The organism is Embleya sp. NBC_00888 (genome assembly GCF_045207655.1).
In the GTDB taxonomy this organism is placed as follows: domain Bacteria; phylum Actinomycetota; class Actinomycetes; order Streptomycetales; family Streptomycetaceae; genus Embleya.
The window spans coordinates 7,662,050-7,680,535 of record NZ_CP108784.1 but is presented as its reverse complement, the minus strand read 5'-3'; the positions used below and the strand labels follow the sequence as shown (position 1 = coordinate 7,680,535).

Below are 18,486 nucleotides of genomic sequence, written 5' to 3'. Positions count from 1 at the left end.
TCAACCCCCGTGGCTGGCCGAATCGGCGTCCAGGGCGCCGAATTCGTCGTCGATGAGCGCGAACATCTCCGCCGCCGAGGCGGTGGTCAGTTCCGGACCGGTGCGAGCGTCGCCGTCCTCGTCGGCGCCGTCGTGCGGCGCGTCGCTCCACGTCCACAACAACTGCCGCAGGCGTTCGGCGATCAGCGCGCGTTCGTCGCCGGCGGGCACCGCGGCCGCGGTGCCGGCCAGAGCCGCCTCCAGGCGGTCCAGTTCGGCCAGGACCGGCAGCACCGGCCGGTCGGTGTCCGGCACCAGTTCGGCGCGCAGCCAGTCGGCCAGCGCCGCGGGCGTCGGATGATCGAAGATCAGCGTGGCCCGCAACCGCAGGCCCGCCGCCGCGCCGAGCCGATTGCGCAGTTCGACTCCTAGCAGGGAGTCGAAGCCCAGTTCCTTGAACGAGCGGTCCGGGTCGACCGCGTCCGCCGACGCGTGGCCCAGCACCGCGGCCACGTGCTTGCGCACCAGATCCGACACGGCCTGCGCGCGCTGTCCGACCGGCAATTCGGCCAGCAGCTCGCGCAGCGGTCGGGCCGCGTCGCCCTCCCGCGCCGCCCGCTTGGCCGGGGTTCGGACCAGGCCGCGCAGGATCGGCTGGAGCACCCCGTCCAGGGCCGCGGCCTGTAGCGCGGTGTGGTCCAGGCGCGCGGCCAGGACCGTGGCGTCGCTGTGGATCGCCGCGTCGAACAGGGCCAGGCCCTCGTCGTCGGACAGGCCGGCCACGCCCGCCCGGCCCAGCCGGGCCAGCTCGTTCGCGTCCAGTCTCCCGGTCAGCTCGCTGGCCGTCTCCCAGCGGCCCCACGCGATCGACGTGCCGGGCAGGCCCTCGGCCCGACGCCGGGCCGCGAGCGCGTCCAGGAACGCGTTGGCCGCCGCGTAGTTCGCCTGCCCGGGGCCGCCGAGCAGACCGGCCGCCGACGAGAAGAGCACCAACGCGGTCGGGCCGTCGCCGTGCTCGCGGGTCAGCGCGTCCAGATGCGCCGCCGCGTCCGCCTTGGGCCCGAAGACGCCGACGATCCGCTCGGGCGTGAGCGACTCGACCAGGCCGTCGTCCAACGCGCCGGCCGCGTGCACCACCGCGTCGAACCGATGCCCGGCGAGCAGCCCGGCCACCGCGTCTCGGTCCGCGACGTCACAGGCCACGACGACGACTCGGGCACCCGACTCAGCCAGTTCGTCGGCCAGTTCGCGGGCGCCGGGTGCGTCCGGACCGCGGCGACTGGTGAGGACCAGGTCCCGCACACCGTGCCGGCGCACCAGGTGCCGGGCGACCAGCGCGCCGAGCGTGCCGGTGCCACCGGTGATCAGGACCCGGCTGTCCGGACCCCACGCCGGCGCCGGATCCTCGTGCGCCGGGTCCGCCGCCGGCTCGTCCCGGGTGAGTCGGGGTACCCAGGGCGCGCCGTCGACGAGCGATACATACGGCTCGCCGGTGGCCGCCGCCGCCGCGAGTTGCGCGTCGGTCGGGCCCGGTGTGCCGCCCGCGGCCGGCTTCGCCGGCTCGGCGTCGACCAGGACGAAGCGGTCCGGGTGTTCGGCCTGCGCCGACCGCACCAGCCCGAAGGCCGCCGCGAGTTCCGGATCGGTGCGCACGCCCCGACCGACCAGGACCAGCCGGGAGCCGCCGAAGCGCTCGTCGGCAAGCCACGACTGCGCCAACGCCAGGGCGCGGAGCGTGGGTTCATGGGCCCGGGGGTCGGACGAAGCCGAACTCGGGGCCGATTCGAGCTCGTACACGACCAGGTCCGGGGCCGCCGTGTCGAGCGTGTTCGGCAATTCGCCGGCCGGGCCCAGCCGGACCACGGTGGGCGCCGGGCCCTCGGCCGGGTCGTCGGCCGGGATCCACCGCACGCGGTACAGCCCGTCCGCTCCGGTCGTGCCGGCGGACCGCAGCAGTTCCTCGGCCACCGGCCGGAACACCAGCGATCCGGCCGAGGCGATCGGGCGACCGCTCCCGTCGGCGACGTCGAGGGACACCGCGTCCGGCCCGGCCGGCGCCAGGCGTACCCGCAGCGCCGAGGCGCCCGAGCCGTGCAGCGTGACACCGGACCACATGAACGGCAGTCGAATGCCCGACTCGGGCGGCGTCCGCTCGCCCTCGGCGCGCAGGAAGACCGTGTGCAGTGCGGCATCCAGCAGCGCCGGATGCACGCCGAAGCCGGTCGCCGGCGTCTCCTCCGGCAGCGCCACCTCGGCGAACACCTCGTCGCCGCGCCGCCAGACCCGACGCAGGCCCTGGAACACCGGGCCGTAGCCGTAGCCGCCGCGCAGCAATCGGTCGTAGAACCCGTCCACATCCACCGGGACGGCGCCCGTCGGCGGCCACACCGCCGCAGCGGCGTCGGCGGATCGCACCCTGTCGTCCTTGGCTTCGCGGGCGAGCACACCGGTGGCGTGCCGACGCCACTCGCCCTCGCCTGCTTCCGTGCCTCCCGCGTCCCCCGGCTCCTCCGCGCGGGAGTAGATCCCCAGTTGCCGATAGCCGGACTCGTCGGGAGCCGAAACGGATACGTGCAGCCGGACCGCGCCGTCCTCGGTCAGCACGATCGGGGCCTCGACCACCAGTTCCTCGACCGACCCGCAGCCGACCTGGTCGGCCGCCCGAACGGCCAGGTCCACGAAAGCCGTTCCGGGCACCAGGATCGCGCCGAGCACCGCGTGGTCGGCCAGCCATGGATGGGTCCGTACCGAGAGTCGACCGGTGAACGCGAACCCGCCCGAGTCGGGCAGCGCGACCGCTGCGCCCAAGAGCGCGTGTCCCGCGCTGCCGAGCCCGAGTCCGGCGACATCCGTGCTCGTCGACTCGACCGACTTCAGCCAGTAGTGCTCGTGCCGGAAGGCGTAGGTGGGCAGTTCGACGATACGAGCGCCGGCATCCGCGAAGGCCGGCGACCAGTCGACATCCACGCCGTGCGCGAACGCCTCGCCGAGCGAGGTCAGGAACCGATCGAGGCCGCCTTCGTTGCGCCGCAGCGACCCGAGCGTGACCGCATCGGAGTCGGCGTCGTCGAGTGTGCCCTGCACACCGACCGTGAGCACCGGATGGGCACTGGACTCGACGAACGCCCCGATCCCGTCCGCGAGCAACGCCCGCGTCGCCAGATCGAACCGCACCGGCTCACGCAGATTGCGGAACCAGTAGGCGGCATCCAACCCCGCCGTGTCCAGGCGCTCTCCGGTCACCGCCGAGTAGAACGGAATCACCGACGAACGCGGCACGATCGGACCCAGGATCTCCAGGAGTTCCGCCCGCAGATCCTCCACGTGCGTCGAGTGCGACGCGTAGTTCACCGGAATGCGCCGGGCCTCGACGCCGACCTCGGCGGCCAGCGCGGCGATCAGCTCCTCCAGCGCGTCCGGGTCACCCGAAACGACCGTGGACGTGGGTCCGTTCACCGTCGCCACACCGACCCGGCCGGCCCACCGACTCAGCCGCTCCTCGACCTCGGCGAGCGGCAACGGTACGGACACCATCCCGCCCCGTCCGGCCAGGGACCGCGCGATCGCCTGACTGCGCAAGGCCACCACGCGTGCCGCGTCCGACAACGTCAGCCCGCCCGCGACGCACGCCGCCGCGATCTCACCCTGCGAGTGGCCGACGACCGCCGCGGGCAACACGCCGTACGACCGCCACAGCTCGGCCAACGACACCATCACCGCGAACAACACCGGCTGGACCACATCCACCCGGTCCAACGACGGTGCCTGTGCGCCATCCCGCAACACGTCGGTCAGCGACCAGTCGACGAACTCCGCCAACGCCGCCTCGCACTCCGCGACTCGCGCCGCGAACACCGGAGAGGCATCGAGAAGTTCGGCAGCCATACCGACCCACTGCGACCCCTGACCCGGAAACACCAGCGCGACGGCTCGGCCGGCCGCCGGGCCCGTACCGACCCCGAGGTCGGAGAGGCCGGTGAGCAGCGTGTCCCGGTCGGTGCCCACGACCACCGCGCGGTGGTCGAACACGGATCGGGTCCGTGCCAGTGACCAACCGATGTCGATCGGCGTGGTGTCCGGGTGGGCGACCACGAACTCGCCCAGGCGCGCGGCCTGGTCGCGCAGTCCGGCCGCGCTGCGCGCGGACAGCGGCCACGGGACGACGGGCGCCGAACCGGTCGGCTCCGCTTCGGACTTCTCCGCGGCGGCCTCCGGTTCGGCCTGTTCCAGGATCGCGTGCGCGTTCGTGCCGCTGATCCCGAACGAGGAGACACCAGCGCGGCGGGGAGCGTCGCGCTCCGGCCACTCCCGTGCCTCGGTGAGCAGCGACACCGTCCCCGAGGACCAGTCGATGTGCGGGGACGGCTCGTCCGCGTGCAGCGTCCTGGGCAGTGCGCCTCGACGCAGCGCCTCGACCATCTTGATCACACCCGCCACCCCGGCGGCGGCCTGCGCGTGCCCGATGTTCGACTTCAACGACCCCAGCCACAGGGGCCGTTCCGCGTCGCGGTCGCGCCCGTACGTGGCCAACAGCGCCTGCGCCTCGATCGGATCGCCCAACGCCGTCCCGGTACCGTGCGCCTCCACCGCGTCCACGTCACCCGCCGACAACCGGGCATCCGCCAACGCGGCCTCGATCACCCGCCGCTGCGAAGGACCGTTCGGCGCGGTCAACCCGTTGCTCGCACCGTCCTGGTTGATCGCGGAGCCGCGCACCACGGCCAGCACGCGGTGCCCGTTGCGCCGGGCGTCGGACAGCCGTTCCAGGACCAGCATGCCGACGCCCTCGGCGGAGCCGAAGCCGTCCGCGTCGGCGCCGAACGCCTTGCACCGGCCGTCCACCGCCAGTCCGCGCTGCTTGCTGAACGCGACGAACATGCCGGGGGCCGACATCACCGTCACCCCGCCGGCGAGTGCCATCGCGCACTCGTCGTGGCGCAGTGCCTGCACGGCCAGGTGCAGCGCGACCAGCGACGACGAGCACGCGGTGTCGACCGTGATGGCCGGCCCCTCCAGGCCGAAGGTGTAGGAGATCCGGCCGCTGATCACGGAGGCCGCGTTGCCGGTGAGCAGGTGGCCCTCCAGGCCGCTCGCGCCGTCACCCGGCCGCCCCGCGTAGTCCTGCGCGATGGCGCCGACGAAGACGCCGGTCCGGCTGCCCCGAACCGTGTCCGGATCGATTCCGGCCCGCTCGAACGCCTCCCACGACGTCTCCAGGAGCAGTCGCTGCTGCGGATCCATCGCGAGCGCCTCGCGCGGCGAGATACCGAAGAACGCCGCGTCGAACTCGCCCGCGTCGTGCAGGAATCCGCCCTGCCGGGTGTAGCTCGTGCCGGGATGCTCGGGGTCCGGGTCGTACAGCCCCGCCAGATCCCAGCCCCGGCCCTGCGGAAAGCCGGTGATCGCGTCGCCGCCCCGCGACACCAGGCGCCACAGGTCGTCCGGCGACGCCACGTCGCCGGGGAACCGGCAGCCCATCCCGACGATCGCGATCGGCTCGTGGTCCGACCCGGGTTCGGCGGCCGGCCGGGGCGGCGTGGGGTCTGCCGTCGTGTCGAAGAGCCGGTCGTGCAGGTACTGCGCCAGTACGGCGGGCGTGGGGTAGTCGAAGACCAGCGTGGCGGGCAGCCGCAGTCCGGTCGCGGCGTTGAGCCGGTTGCGCAGTTCGACCGCGGTGAGCGAGTCGAAGCCCAACTCCTTGAACGCCCGGTCCTTGTCCACCGCGGTCGCCGACCCGTGCCCGAGCACGGTGGCGACCTGGACGCGGACGAGTTCGCGCAGCGCGTCGACGCGTTCGGCCGCGGTGTTCCCGGCCAGTCGTTGGGCCAGGGCGGTGCCGCCGGCCGCGGGCCCCGTCGCGACGGTGCGACGCGTCCGGGTCCGGACCAGGCCGCGCAGCAGGTGCGGAATCGCGGCGGTGGCGGCCTCGCGCGGCGTCGACAGGTCCAGCCGGGTCGGCACGAGCGCGGGCTCGTCGAGCGCGAGCGCGGCGTCGAACAGGGCCAACCCCTGCTCGGTGGTCAGCGGTATCAGTCCGCCGCGCGCCATCCGGCGCAGGTCGCCCTCGCTCAGGTGCCCGGTCATCCCGGTGGACTGGGCCCACAGGCCCCAGGCCAACGAAAGGCCGGGCAGTCCGCGCGCGTGCCGGCGCCCGGCCAGCGCGTCCAGGAAGGCGTTCGCCGCCGCGTAGTTGGCCTGCCCCGGGCCGCCGAAGGTGCCGGCCGCGGAGGAGAACAGCACGAACATCGCCAGGTCCGCGCCGGCCGTCAACTCGTCCAGGTGCACCGCCGCGTCGACCTTGGCACGGAAGACCGCGTCGATCCGGTCGGGCGTCAACGACTCGATCACGCCGTCGTCCAACACACCCGCCGCGTGCACCACGCCGGTCAGCGGATGCTCCGGCGCGATCGCGGCCAGCACCTCGGCGAGCGCCGTCCGGTCGCCGACGTCGGCCGCCGCGAAGGTGACCTTCGCTCCCGACTCGCGTAGTTCCGCGGCCAGTTCGGCGGCGCCCGGTGCGTCCGCACCGCGCCGGGAGAGCAACAGGAGGTTTCGCGCACCGTGTTCGGTCACCAGATGCCGGGCCAGCAGTCCGCCGAGCGCACCGCTCGCACCGGTGATCAGCACCGTGCCGTCCGGGTCCGGGGTGTGGGGGACCCGCAGCACCAACTTGCCCACGTGGCGTGCCTCGCGCAGGTGCCGCATCGCGTCGGGCGCGCGGCGCAGGTCCCACGCGCTCGTCGGCAGCGGGTGCAAGGCGCCGCTCTCGCAGAGCGCCAGGATCTCGGTGAGGATCTCGTGGATGCGGTCCGGCCCGGCATCGGCGACGAGGTCGAACGCGCGGTACGTCACCCCGGGCCGCTCGGCGCCCACCGCGTCCGCGTCCCGGATATCGGTCTTGCCCATCTCCACGAACCGACCACCGGGAGCCAGCAGTGCGAGCGATTCGTCCACGAACTCCCGGGCCAGCGAGTTCAACACGACATCGAAGCCGCGCCCGCCGCCCGCCGCCGCGAACCGTTCGCCGAAGCCGACCGAGCGGGACGAGGCCAACCGTTCGTCGGCCAACCCGGTCGCGGCCCACTTCGCCGGACTCGCCGTACCCCAGATCTCGGCGCCGAGGTGGCGCGCCACCTGCACCGCCGCCATCCCGACACCACCGGCCGCCGCGTGCACCAACAACGACTCGCCCCGCCGCAGCCCGGCCAGATCCACCAGCCCGTGGAACGCCGTCGCGAACACCACCGGCACCGACGCCGCCTGCTCGAACGACCAACCCGTCGGCACCCGCACCACCATCCGGGCGTCGGCCACCGCGAGCGGCCCGAAGGCACCCGCGAACAGGCCCATCACCCGGTCGCCCGGGGTCAGGTCGTGCACTCCGGGTCCGATCTCGACGACCACCCCGGCGCCTTCACTGCCCAGCGAGGCCTCGCCCGGATACATCCCGAGGGCGATCAACACATCCCGGAAGTTCAGCCCGGCGGCCCGGACCGCGATCCGAACCTGACCGGCCGCCAACGGCTCCTCGCCGTCCCGGTCCGGGAGCAGGGCCAGTTCGGCCAGCGATCCATCGGCCGACGCGGCCAGCCGCCAGCCGACGACGTCGGTCGGCGGAACCAGGGCGGTGGTCTCGGCGGCCCGGACCAGCCGGGGCGCGTACACGACGCCGGCCCGGACCGCGAGTTGCGGTTCGTCCCCCGCGAGGGCGCCGTTCAGTACGTCCGGCGAGATCGGCTCGCCGTCCAGGTCGAGCAGCACGATCCGCCCGGGATGCTCCGCCTGTGCGGACCGCACCAGCCCTCGGGCGGCGGCGACCGAGGGATCGGCGACCGTCGTGGCACCGCCCCGAGTGACCAGCACCAGCCGGGCGTCGGCGAACCGCTCGTCGGCCACCCACCGCTGTACAAGGACCAGCGCCCTACCCGTCGCCGCCCGCGCGGCCTGCGCCGGCTCGACGCCGGCGTCGTCCGTACCGAGCTCCACGAAAACCAACTCCGGCACGGCCGCACCGTCGGCGAGCGCGGCGTCCGCATCGACCGCCGGCTCGAGGCCGTCGAGACCGAGGTCCGTCTCGGACACACCGAGGTGGACCCACCGACCGGCGGGGATCGCGTCGGCGGCCGGCTCCAGCGGGATCCAGTCGGTGCGGAACAACGCGTCCCGGGTGTTCACGGTGGGTCGGAGCCCGTCGGCGGCCACCGGACGGGCGACCATCGAGGCGATCGAGGCCACCGGGTTGCCCGTCGGGTCGGCCACCAGCACGGAGACCGTGTCCGGTCCGGCCGAGGTCACCCGAACCCGAAGCGTGTCGGCACCGGTCGCGTGCAGCACGACATCGGACCACGCGAACGGCAGCCGCACCTCGGCCGGCGCGCCGCCCGTCGCGCCGAGGAGCACGGCATGCAGCGCCGCGTCCAGGAGCGCGGGGTGCAACCCGAAGTCGGCCGGCGAGACCCCCTCCGGCAGGGCGACCTCGGCGAACACGTCCTCGCCCGCCCGCCAGGCCCGGCGCAGGCCCCGGAACACCGGCCCGTAGCCCAGGCCCGCGTCCGCGAGGCCGGAGTACAGCCCGGACGTGTCGAGTTCCTCCGCACCGGCCGGCGGCCAAGTCGTCAGTCCCTGCACCGCCTCGGTCGCCGCCGCGCCCAGTACGCCCGACGCGTGCCGCGTCCACGGCTCCTCGGTCCCGTCGGCGTCCTCGGGACGCGAGTACACGTCGAAGGTGCGCCGCCCGGTCTCGTCCGCCGCCGAGGTGGCCAGGTGCACCTGTACGGCGCCGTGTTCGGGCAGGAGGAGTGCTGCCTCCAGGGTCAGTTCCTCCACGGTCGGGCAGCCGACCCGGTCACCGGCCTGGATCGCCAGTTCGACGAACGCCGTTCCCGGCAGCAGTACGGTGCCGTGCACCGCGTGGTCGGCGAGCCACGGCTGGGTGCGCACCGACAGCCGGCCCGTGAGCAGGACTCCGCCGGACTCCGGCATCGAGATCGCCGCACCGAGCAGCGGGTGCCGGGACACGCCGAGCCCCAATTGCCGTGCGTCGGTCAACCCCTCGACGTTCGGCAGCCAGTAGTGCTCGTGCTGGAAGGCGTAGGTGGGCAGTTCGACCGCGCGGACGGCCGTGGTGGTGAAGGCCGGCGACCAGTCGACGTCCACACCGTTCACGAACGCCTCGCCGAGCGAGGTCAGGAACCGGTCCGGACCGCCCTCGTTGCGCCGCAGCGACCCGAGCGTGACCGCGTCGGAGTCCGCGTCGTCGAGCGTGCCCTGCACACCGACCGTGAGCACCGGATGGGCACTGGACTCGACGAACGCCCCGATCCCGTCCGCGAGCAACGCCCGCGTCGCCAGATCGAACCGCACCGGCTCACGCAGATTGCGGAACCAATACCCCGCGTCCAACCCGGCCGTATCCAATCGCTCACCCGTCACGGCCGAATAGAACGGAATCACCGACGAACGCGGCACGATCGGACCCAGGATCTCCAGGAGTTCCGCCCGCAGATCCTCCACATGCGTCGAGTGCGACGCGTAGTCCACCGGAATGCGCCGGGCGCGCACGTCCTCGGCCTCGTATCCGGCCACCAGTTCGTCCAGCGCGCCGGGATCCCCGGAAACCACCGTCGAGGCGGGCCCGTTCACGGCCGCGATGCCGATCCGACCGTCCCACCCGGTCAGCCGCTCCTCGACCTCCTCGAGCGGCAGCGGCACGGACACCATGCCGCCCCGACCGGCCAGGGACCGCGCGATCGCCTGACTGCGCAAGGCCACCACGCGTGCCGCGTCCGACAACGTCAGCCCGCCCGCGACACACGCCGCCGCGATCTCACCCTGCGAATGACCCACCACCGCAGCCGGCACCACCCCGAACGACCGCCACACCTGCGCCAACGACACCATCACCGCGAACAACACCGGCTGAACCACATCCACCCGGTCCAACGACGGCGCCCCCACACCACCCCGCAACACCTCGACCAGCGACCAGTCGACGAACTCCCCCAACGCCACCTCACACTCCGCGATCCGCGCCGCGAACACCGGCGACGCATCGAGAAGTTCGGCAGCCATCCCGACCCACTGCGACCCCTGACCCGGAAACACCAGCGCGACCGGGCGGCCGATGCCGCCACCGCCGATCAGCACGCGCTCGTCGGTCGCCATGTCGGCGGCCGACAGGGACTTCAGCCCGGCCACGAACTCGTCCCGCTCGGCGCCGAGGATCACCGCCCGATGCTCGAACGCCGACCGCGTCCGGGCGAGCGCGTGGCCCACCTCGGCGACCGACCGTTGCGATCCACCCCCGACGAACTCGGCCAGTCGCGCCGCCTGGTCGGTCAGCGCGCGCTCCGTGCGGCCCGACACGACCCACGGAATCGTCGTCCCGAAGGCACCGGCCGGGGCGTCGACCGTGTCCGGCGCCGGGTCCGCTTCGGGCTCCTCCTCCGCAGCCGGGGCCTGCTGGAGGATGGTGTGCGCGTTGGTGCCGCTCATGCCGAAGGAGGACACGGCGGCCCGTCGGGGCCGGCCCGTCTCCGGCCAGGCCACCTGCTCCGCGAGCAGCGACACCGCACCCGTCGACCAGTCGACCCGATCGGTGGGCCGGTCCACGTGCAGCGTCCTGGGCAACACGCCGTGTCGCAGTGCCTGAACCATCTTGATCACGCCGCCGACCCCGGCCGCCGCCTGGGTGTGACCGACGTTCGACTTCAACGAGCCCAGCCACAGGGGCCGTTCCGCGTCGCGGTCGCGCCCGTACGTGGCCAACAGCGCCTGCGCCTCGATCGGATCGCCCAACGCCGTCCCGGTACCGTGCGCCTCCACCGCGTCCACGTCACCCGCCGACAACCGGGCATCCGCCAACGCGGCCTCGATCACCCGCCGCTGCGAAGGACCGTTCGGCGCGGTCAACCCGTTGCTCGCACCGTCCTGGTTGATCGCGGAGCCGCGGACGACGGCGAGCACCGTGCGGCCGTTGCGCCGGGCGTCGGACAGTCGCTCCAGGACCAGGATGCCGACGCCCTCGGCGGAGCCGAAGCCGTCCGCGTCGGCGGCGAACGCCTTGCACCGACCGTCCGCGGACAAACCGCGCTGCCGGCTGAAGCCGACGAAGGTGCTGGGCGTGGCCATCACGGTCGCGCCGCCGGCCAGGGCGAGCGCGCACTCGCCCTGCCGGAGCGCGCGCACCGCGAGGTGCAGCGCGACCAGCGACGACGAGCAGGCCGTGTCCACGGTGACCGCCGGGCCTTCCAGGCCCAGCGTGTACGACAGCCGGCCCGAGGCGACGCTGGTGGCCCGGCCGGTGACCAGGAACCCCTCCAGGTTCGCCGCCGTGGCCTCGTCCATCCGTACCGCGTAGTCCTGGAACATCGCCCCGATGTACGCGCCGGTGCCGCTCCCGCGGATCGACTCGGGGCGGATGCCGGCCCGCTCCAGGGCCTCCCAGGACGTCTCCAGGAGCAGTCGCTGCTGCGGATCCATCGCGAGCGCCTCACGCGGCGAGATACCGAAGAACGCCGCGTCGAACTCGCCCGCTTCGTGCAGGAATCCGCCCGTGCGGGCGTACGAGGTGCCCACGTGGTCCGGGTCGTCGTCGAACAGCGTGTCCAGGTCCCAACCGCGGTTGTCCGGGAAGCCGGTGATGCCGTCGCCGCCCTCGGCGACCAACCGCCACAGGTCCTCGGGCGAGGACACCCCGCCGGGGAATCGGCAGCCCATGCCGACGATCGCGATCGGCTCGTGGTCGCTCTCCTCCGCGGCGGCCAGCCGCCGGCGGGTCTCGCGCAGGTCGTTGGTGACCCGCTTGAGGTAGTCCCGCAGCTTCTCTTCGTTCGCGTTCGCCACCGTGCCGTCAACTCCCCTTCAGAACACGCGATTCGTACGTACGGGACCCGGTCAGGACACGCCGAGCTCGTTGTCGATCAGGTCGAACATCTCGTCGTCGCTGGCCGTGTCGACCTCGTCCCGGGCGACCGGGGCGTCCTCGGTCGCCGAGTCGGCGCCCTCGTTCCACTTCCACAGCAGCGCGCGCAGCCGCGCGGTGATCCTGGTGCGGTCCTGATCCGGTACCTCCACCTCGCCCAGGGCCGCGTCCACGCGGTCCAGTTCGGCCAGCAGGGTGGCCGCCGAGGTGGGGCCCGCCGCCGGCGCCAGTTCGGCGCCCAGGTGCGCGGCGAGCAGGGCCGGGGTGGGGTAGTCGAAGACCAGCGTCGCGGGCAGCCGCAGTCCGGTCGCGGCGTTGAGCCGGTTGCGCAGCTCGACCGCGGTGAGCGAGTCGAAGCCCAACTCCTTGAACGCCCGGTCCTTGTCCACCGCGGTCGCCGACCCGTAGCCGAGCACGGCCGCCGCGTGGGTGCGGGCCAACTCGACCAGCACCCGCTCCCGTTCGGCGGCGGGCAGGCCCGCGAGCCGATCCGCCGCCGAGGACCGGCCGCCGCCGCTCGATCCGGCCCGCGCGGTACGCCGCGCCGACCCGGCGCCCAGCGCGCGGAGCAGGTGCGGGACGGCCTCCGGTGCCACGTCGCGCAGTGCGGCCGGTTCCAGCCGTGTGGGGATCAGTACCGGCTCGTCGACGAGCAGCGCGGCGTCGAACAGGGCCAGGCCCAGTTCGGTGGACAGCGGGATCAGTCCACCGCGCGCCATCCGGCGCAGGTCGCCCTCGCTCAGGTGCCCGGTCATCGCGCTGGACTGGGCCCACAGGCCCCAGGCCAGCGACACGCCGGGCAACCCGCGCGCCCGCCGACCGGCCGCCAGCGCGTCCAGGAAGGCGTTCGCCGCGGCGTAGTTGCCCTGTCCCGGACCGCCGAACGTGCCGGCCGCGGAGGAGAACAGCACGAACATCGCCAGGTCCGCGTCCGCGGTCAGCTCGTCCAGATGCATCGCCGCGTCGGCCTTGACCCGGAAGACCGCGTCCACCCGGTCGGGTGTCAGCGAACCGATCACCCCGTCGTCCAGGACGCCGGCCGCGTGCACGACGCCGGTCAGCGGATGCTCCGGGGAGATCCCGGCCAACACCTGGGCGAGCGCCGCCCGGTCGGTCGCGTCGGCCGCCGCGAAACGCACCGTCGCGCCCGATTCGGCCAGCTCGGCGGCCAGTTCCTTGGCGCCCGTCGCGTCCGTACCGCGCCGAGACACCAACAGCAGGTGCCGCACGCCGCGTTCGACCACCAGATGCCGGGCCAGCAGTGCGCCCAGCACGCCGCTCGCGCCGGTGATCAGCACCGTGCCGTCCGGGTTCACCGCCCGGGGCATGGTGAGTACGACCTTGCCCACGTTCTTGGCCTCGCGCAGGTAGCGGAAGGCGGTCGGGGCGCGGCGGATGTCCCACTCGACGATCGGCAGCGGGGTCAGCACGCCCTGTTCGAAGAGCGCGACGAGTTCACCGAGGATCTCGCCGACCCGGACCGGTCCGGCGTCGCCCACCAGGTCGAACGCGCGGTACGTCACCCCGGGCCGCTCGGCGGCCACCGCGTCGGTATCGCGAATGTCGGTCTTGCCCATCTCCACGAACCGACCGCCGGCCGCCAGCAATCCGAGCGACTCGTCGACGAACTCCCCGGCCAGCGAGTTCAGCACCACGTCGAAGCCGCGGCCGTTGCCCGCGCCCTCGAACCGCTGGCCGAAGCCCAGGGACCGCGACGACGCGAGGCGTTCCTCGGGCAGTCCGGTCGCCGCCCACTTGGCCGGGCTCGCCGTACCCCAGACCTCGACCCCGAGGTGGCGGGCCAACTGCACCGCCGCCATCCCGACACCACCGGCCGCCGCGTGCACCAACAACGACTCGCCCCGCCGCAGCCCGGCCAGATCCACCAGCCCGTAGAACGCCGTCGCGTACACCACCGGGATCGACGCCGCCTGCGCGAACGACCAGTCGTCGGGCACCCGCACGACCATCCGCCCGTCGGCCGGCACGATCGGGCCGAAGCCGCCGGAGAACACGCCCATCACCCGGTCGCCCGGCGCGACGTGGGTCACCTCGGTGCCGATCTCGGTGACCACACCCGCGCCCTCGGCGCCCAGCAGCGCGTCGTCCCCGGGATACATGCCGAGCGCCACGAGCACGTCACGGAAGTTCAGTCCGGCCGCGCGCACCTCGATCCGCACCTCGTGCGCGGCCAGCGGCTCCCGTGCGCGCGGCGCGGGCAGCAGCGCCAGGTCCTCCAGGGTGCCCTTGACCGGGATGTCCAGGCGCCAGGCACCGTCCGAGTTCGGCGGGATCAGCGCGTCCTCGGCCGCCGCGCGGGCCAGCCGGGACACCCGCACCCGCCCCGCGCGCACCGCGAACTGCGGTTCGTCGCTCGCCCGCAGGACCGGCAGGACGCGGACCGCGTCGGCGGGTTCGGCCAGGTCCACCAGCACGAATCGGCCGGGCTGTTCGGTCTGGGCGGTGCGGATCAGGCCGCGCACCGCCGCGCCCACCGGATCGGCGTCCTCGCCCGCGCCGACCGGGACGGCACCTCGGGTGACCACGACGAGTCGGGACTGCGCGAAGCGTTCGTCGGCCAGCCACTCCTGGGCGACGCCGAGCGCGCGGTGGGTGGCGAGCCGGGCGGCGTCCGCGACGCTCACGCCCGACTCGCCGGCATAGGGCGTCCCGGTCTCACCGAAGGCGGCGAACAACACGAGGGCCGGCGGCTCCTGCTCCGCCGAGGTCGGCAGTTCGGCGAGCGAGCCGATCGAGGTCGTCTCGACCCCCGCCTCCCGCAGCGCGGCGCTGAGCGGTCCGTCGGCGCTCTCCCCGAGAACCACCCAGGTCCCCTCCGCCGCACCCTCGTGCACGGTCGGCTCCGACTCCGGCCAGGTGGGTCGGAACAGGGCGTCCTGGGTCGCCCGCCCCGCGTCGCGCACCTGCTCGGCGGCAAGGGGTCGCAACACCAGCGACCCGACCGAGACGACCGGCGCACCGCCGGCGTCCACGGCCTCGACCGAGACCGCGTCCGCACCCTGCGGCGCCACCCGCACCCGCAGCGCGTCCGCACCCGTCGCGTGCAGCACGACCCCGGACCAGGAAAACGGCAACCGCACCTCGACCCGCTCCCCCGCGCCCAGCGCCACCGCGTGCAGGGCCGCGTCCAGCAGCGCCGGGTGGATCCCGAAATCGGCCGGCGAGACCCCCTCCGGCAGGGACACCTCGGCGTACACCTCGTCGCCGACCCGCCAGGCCCGACGCAACCCGCGAAACACCGGCCCGTAGCCCAGGCCCGCGTCCGCCAGGCTCGAGTACAGGTCCTCGACCGGCACCTCCGCCGCGCCCGCCGGCGGCCACTGCGCCGACTCGCCGACGGCCGGCGCCGATCGTGCGCCGCCGAGCACCCCGGAGGCGTGCCGGGTCCACGGCTGCTCCGCCGGCGCCCGCTCGTCCGAGGCGTGCACGGTGAACGCCCGGCGTCCCTCCTCGTCCGGTCCGCCCACGGTGAGCTGGAGCCGTACGCCGCCCTCGATCGGGATCACCAGCGGCGTATGCAGGGTCAGTTCCTCGACCACACCGCAGCCGACCCGGTCGCCCGCCGCGATCGCGAGCTCGACGAACGCCGTACCGGGCAGGATCACCACATCGTGCACGGCGTGGTCCAGCAACCACGGTCGGGTCCGTGTGGACAACCTGCCGGTGCACAACAGTCCACCGGTCTCGGGCAGCGGTACGACCGCGCCCAGCAGCGGGTGCTCCGCCGACGCCAGTCCCAGCCCCGAGGCGTCCGAGGGGCCCGCGTCGCCGGCGTCCAGCCAGAAGTGTTGCCGCTGGAACGCGTACGTGGGCAGGTCGATCGGGTGCCCGGCGGCCTCGGGGAAGGCCGCGGTCCAGTCCACCCGGGCACCGTGCACGTGCGCCTCGGCGACGGAGTGCAGGAAACGGCCCAGACCGCCCTCGTCGCGCCGCAGCGAGCCCAGCGCGACCCCCGAGCTCTCACCGGCCTCCAGCGTCTCGCGCGCGCCGACGGTGAGCACGGGGTGCGGGCTCGCCTCGACGAAGATGTCGATGCCCTGCCGGGACAGCGTGTCCACGGCCTGCTCGAAGCGCACCGTCTCGCGCAAATTCCGATACCAGTACTCGGCGTCCAGGCCCCCGGTGTGCAGCCAGTCGTCGAGCACCGTCGAGTAGAACGGGATCTCCGACTCGCGAGGCTCGATCGCGTCCAGTACGTCGAGCAGTTCCGCACGCAGGTCCTCGACGTGCGCCGAGTGCGACGCGTAGTCCACCGGGATCCGCCGGACCCGGATCTCGGCCGCCTCGAAGTGCGCCATCAGCTCGTCCAGGGCATCCGCGTCGCCCGAGACCACCGTGGACGCCGGGCCGTTCACGGCGGCGACACCGATCCGGCCGTCCCACCGGGTCAGTTCCTCCTCGACCTCGGCGAGCGGCAGCGGTACGGACACCATCCCGCCCCGTCCGGCCAGCGACCGCGCGATCGCCTGACTGCGCAAGGCCACCACTCGCGCCGCGTCCGACAACGTCAGACCCCCGGCCACACACGCCGCCGCGATCTCACCCTGCGAATGACCCACCACCGCCGCCGGCACCACCCCGAACGACCGCCACATCTGCGCCAACGACACCATCACCGCGAACAACACCGGCTGAACCACATCCACCCGGTCCAAAGACGGCGCCGCCACACCACCCCGCAACACCTCGACCAGCGACCAGTCGACGAACTCCGCCAACGCCGCCTCGCACTCCGCGATCCGCGCCGCGAACACGGGAGAGGTGTCCAGCAACTCCCGCGCCATTCCCGCCCATTGCGAGCCCTGGCCGGGGAACACCAGCGCCACGCCGACGTCCGCCGCCTCGCCCAGGGCCGTGCCCAGGACCACGTTCGGCGCGGGCATCGCCGGGTCGACGGCGGCCAGCGATTCGAGTCCGGCGAGCAGGTCCTCGCGTTCGGGGCCCAGGATCACGGCGCGGTGCTCGAAGGCGGTTCGGGAGCCCGCGAGCGCGCGGCCGACCTCGGCGATCGACAGGTCCGGCCGGTCGGCCAGGAACTGTCGCAGTCGCGCCGCCTGCCCGCGCAGCGCGTCCGCGCCGCGCCCGGACAGGACCAGGGTGGCGTGGTCGTGCCGATCGCCGTCGGCACCGGCGCCGGACTCGATCGGTTCGGCCGGCGGCGCCTGTTCGAGGATGACGTGCGCGTTGGTGCCGCTGATCCCGAACGAGGACACCCCGGCGCGGCGCGGGGCGTCCCGCTCCGGCCAGGCCACCGGCTCGGTCAGCAGGGACACCGCGCCCGTGGACCAGTCCACCTGGCGGGTCGGCCGGTCGATGTGCAGGCTCTTCGGCAGTACGCCGTGCCGCATCGCCTGGACCATCTTGATCACGCCGCCGACCCCGGCCGCCGCCTGGGTGTGACCGATGTTGGACTTCAACGAGCCCAGCCACAACGGGCGTTCGGCGGTGTGCGCCCTCCCGTACGTGGCCAACAGGGCCTGCGCCTCGATCGGGTCGCCCAGCGCGGTCCCGGTGCCGTGCGCCTCGACCGCGTCGACGTCCGCGGCGGCCAGTCCGGCGTCCGCCAACGCGGCCCGGATCACCCGCTGCTGGGCCGGGCCGTTGGGCGCGGTGAGGCCGTTGCTGGCGCCGTCCTGGTTGAGCGCGGTGCCCCGGACCAGTGCGAGCACCCGGTGGCCGTTGCGCCGTGCGTCGGAGAGCCGTTCCAGGAGCAGCATCCCGACGCCCTCGGCCCAGCCGGTGCCGTCCGCCGCCGCCGCGAACGACTTGCAGCGCCCGTCCGAGGACAGGCCGCGCTGGCGGCTGAACGCCACGAAGGTACCCGGGCTGGACATCACCGTGGCACCGCCGGCCAGGGCCAGCGTGCACTCGCCCCGGCGCAGCGCCTGGACCGCCAGGTGCAGGGTGACCAGCGAGGACGAGCACGCGGTGTCCACGGTGACCGCCGGGCCCTCCAGGCCCATCGTGTACGACACCCGGCCGGAGGCGACGCTGCCCGCGCTGCCGTTGCCCAGATAGCCCTCGACGTCCTCCGGTACCCGGCGCACCCGCGACGCGTAGTCGTGGTACATCAGCCCGGCGAAGATCCCGGTTCGCGTGCCCCGTACCGACTCGGGGTCGATCCCGGCCCGTTCGAACGCCTCCCAGGACGTCTCCAGGAGCAGCCGCTGCTGCGGGTCCATCGCGAGCGCCTCGCGCGGCGAGATGCCGAAGAACGCCGCGTCGAACTCCAGGGCGTCGTGCAGGAATCCGCCCTCGCGGGCGTACGAGGTGCCGGCTCGCTCCGGGTCGTCGTCGAAGAGCGTGCCCAGGTCCCAGCCCCGGTCCTCGGGGAAGCCGGTGATGCCGTCGCCGCCCTCGGCGACCAGTCGCCACAGGTCCTCGGGCGAGCCCACGCCGCCCGGGTAGCGGCAGCTCATCCCGACGATCGCGATCGGCTCGCCGGCCGCGTCGGTCAGGTCCCGGTTCCGCTGCCGCAGTCGCTCGTTCTCCTTGAGCGAGGTCCGCAGCGCGTCGAGGACCCTCGTGTCCGTGTTCGTCATCAGGTGCTCCACAGATTTCGA

General features: G+C 73.8%; 2 protein-coding genes and 1 pseudogene. All 3 read right to left on the bottom strand.

Annotation, left to right across the window (positions count from 1 at the left end; genetic code table 11):
• A complete protein-coding gene (locus tag OG948_RS32600; RefSeq protein WP_406300385.1) occupies positions 1–11,706 on the bottom strand; it encodes an SDR family NAD(P)-dependent oxidoreductase in 11,706 nt (3,901 codons plus the stop codon).
• Between the two features lie 60 nt (positions 11,707–11,766).
• A pseudogene (locus OG948_RS32595) lies at positions 11,767–11,823 on the bottom strand (polyketide synthase docking domain-containing protein); the annotation flags it as partial.
• Between the two features lie 51 nt (positions 11,824–11,874).
• Positions 11,875–18,465 (bottom strand): SDR family NAD(P)-dependent oxidoreductase, encoded by a 6,591-nt coding sequence (locus OG948_RS32590; protein WP_406299901.1) that lies wholly within the window; start codon positions 18,463–18,465, stop codon positions 11,875–11,877.
• Positions 18,466–18,486 lie beyond the last annotated feature (21 nt).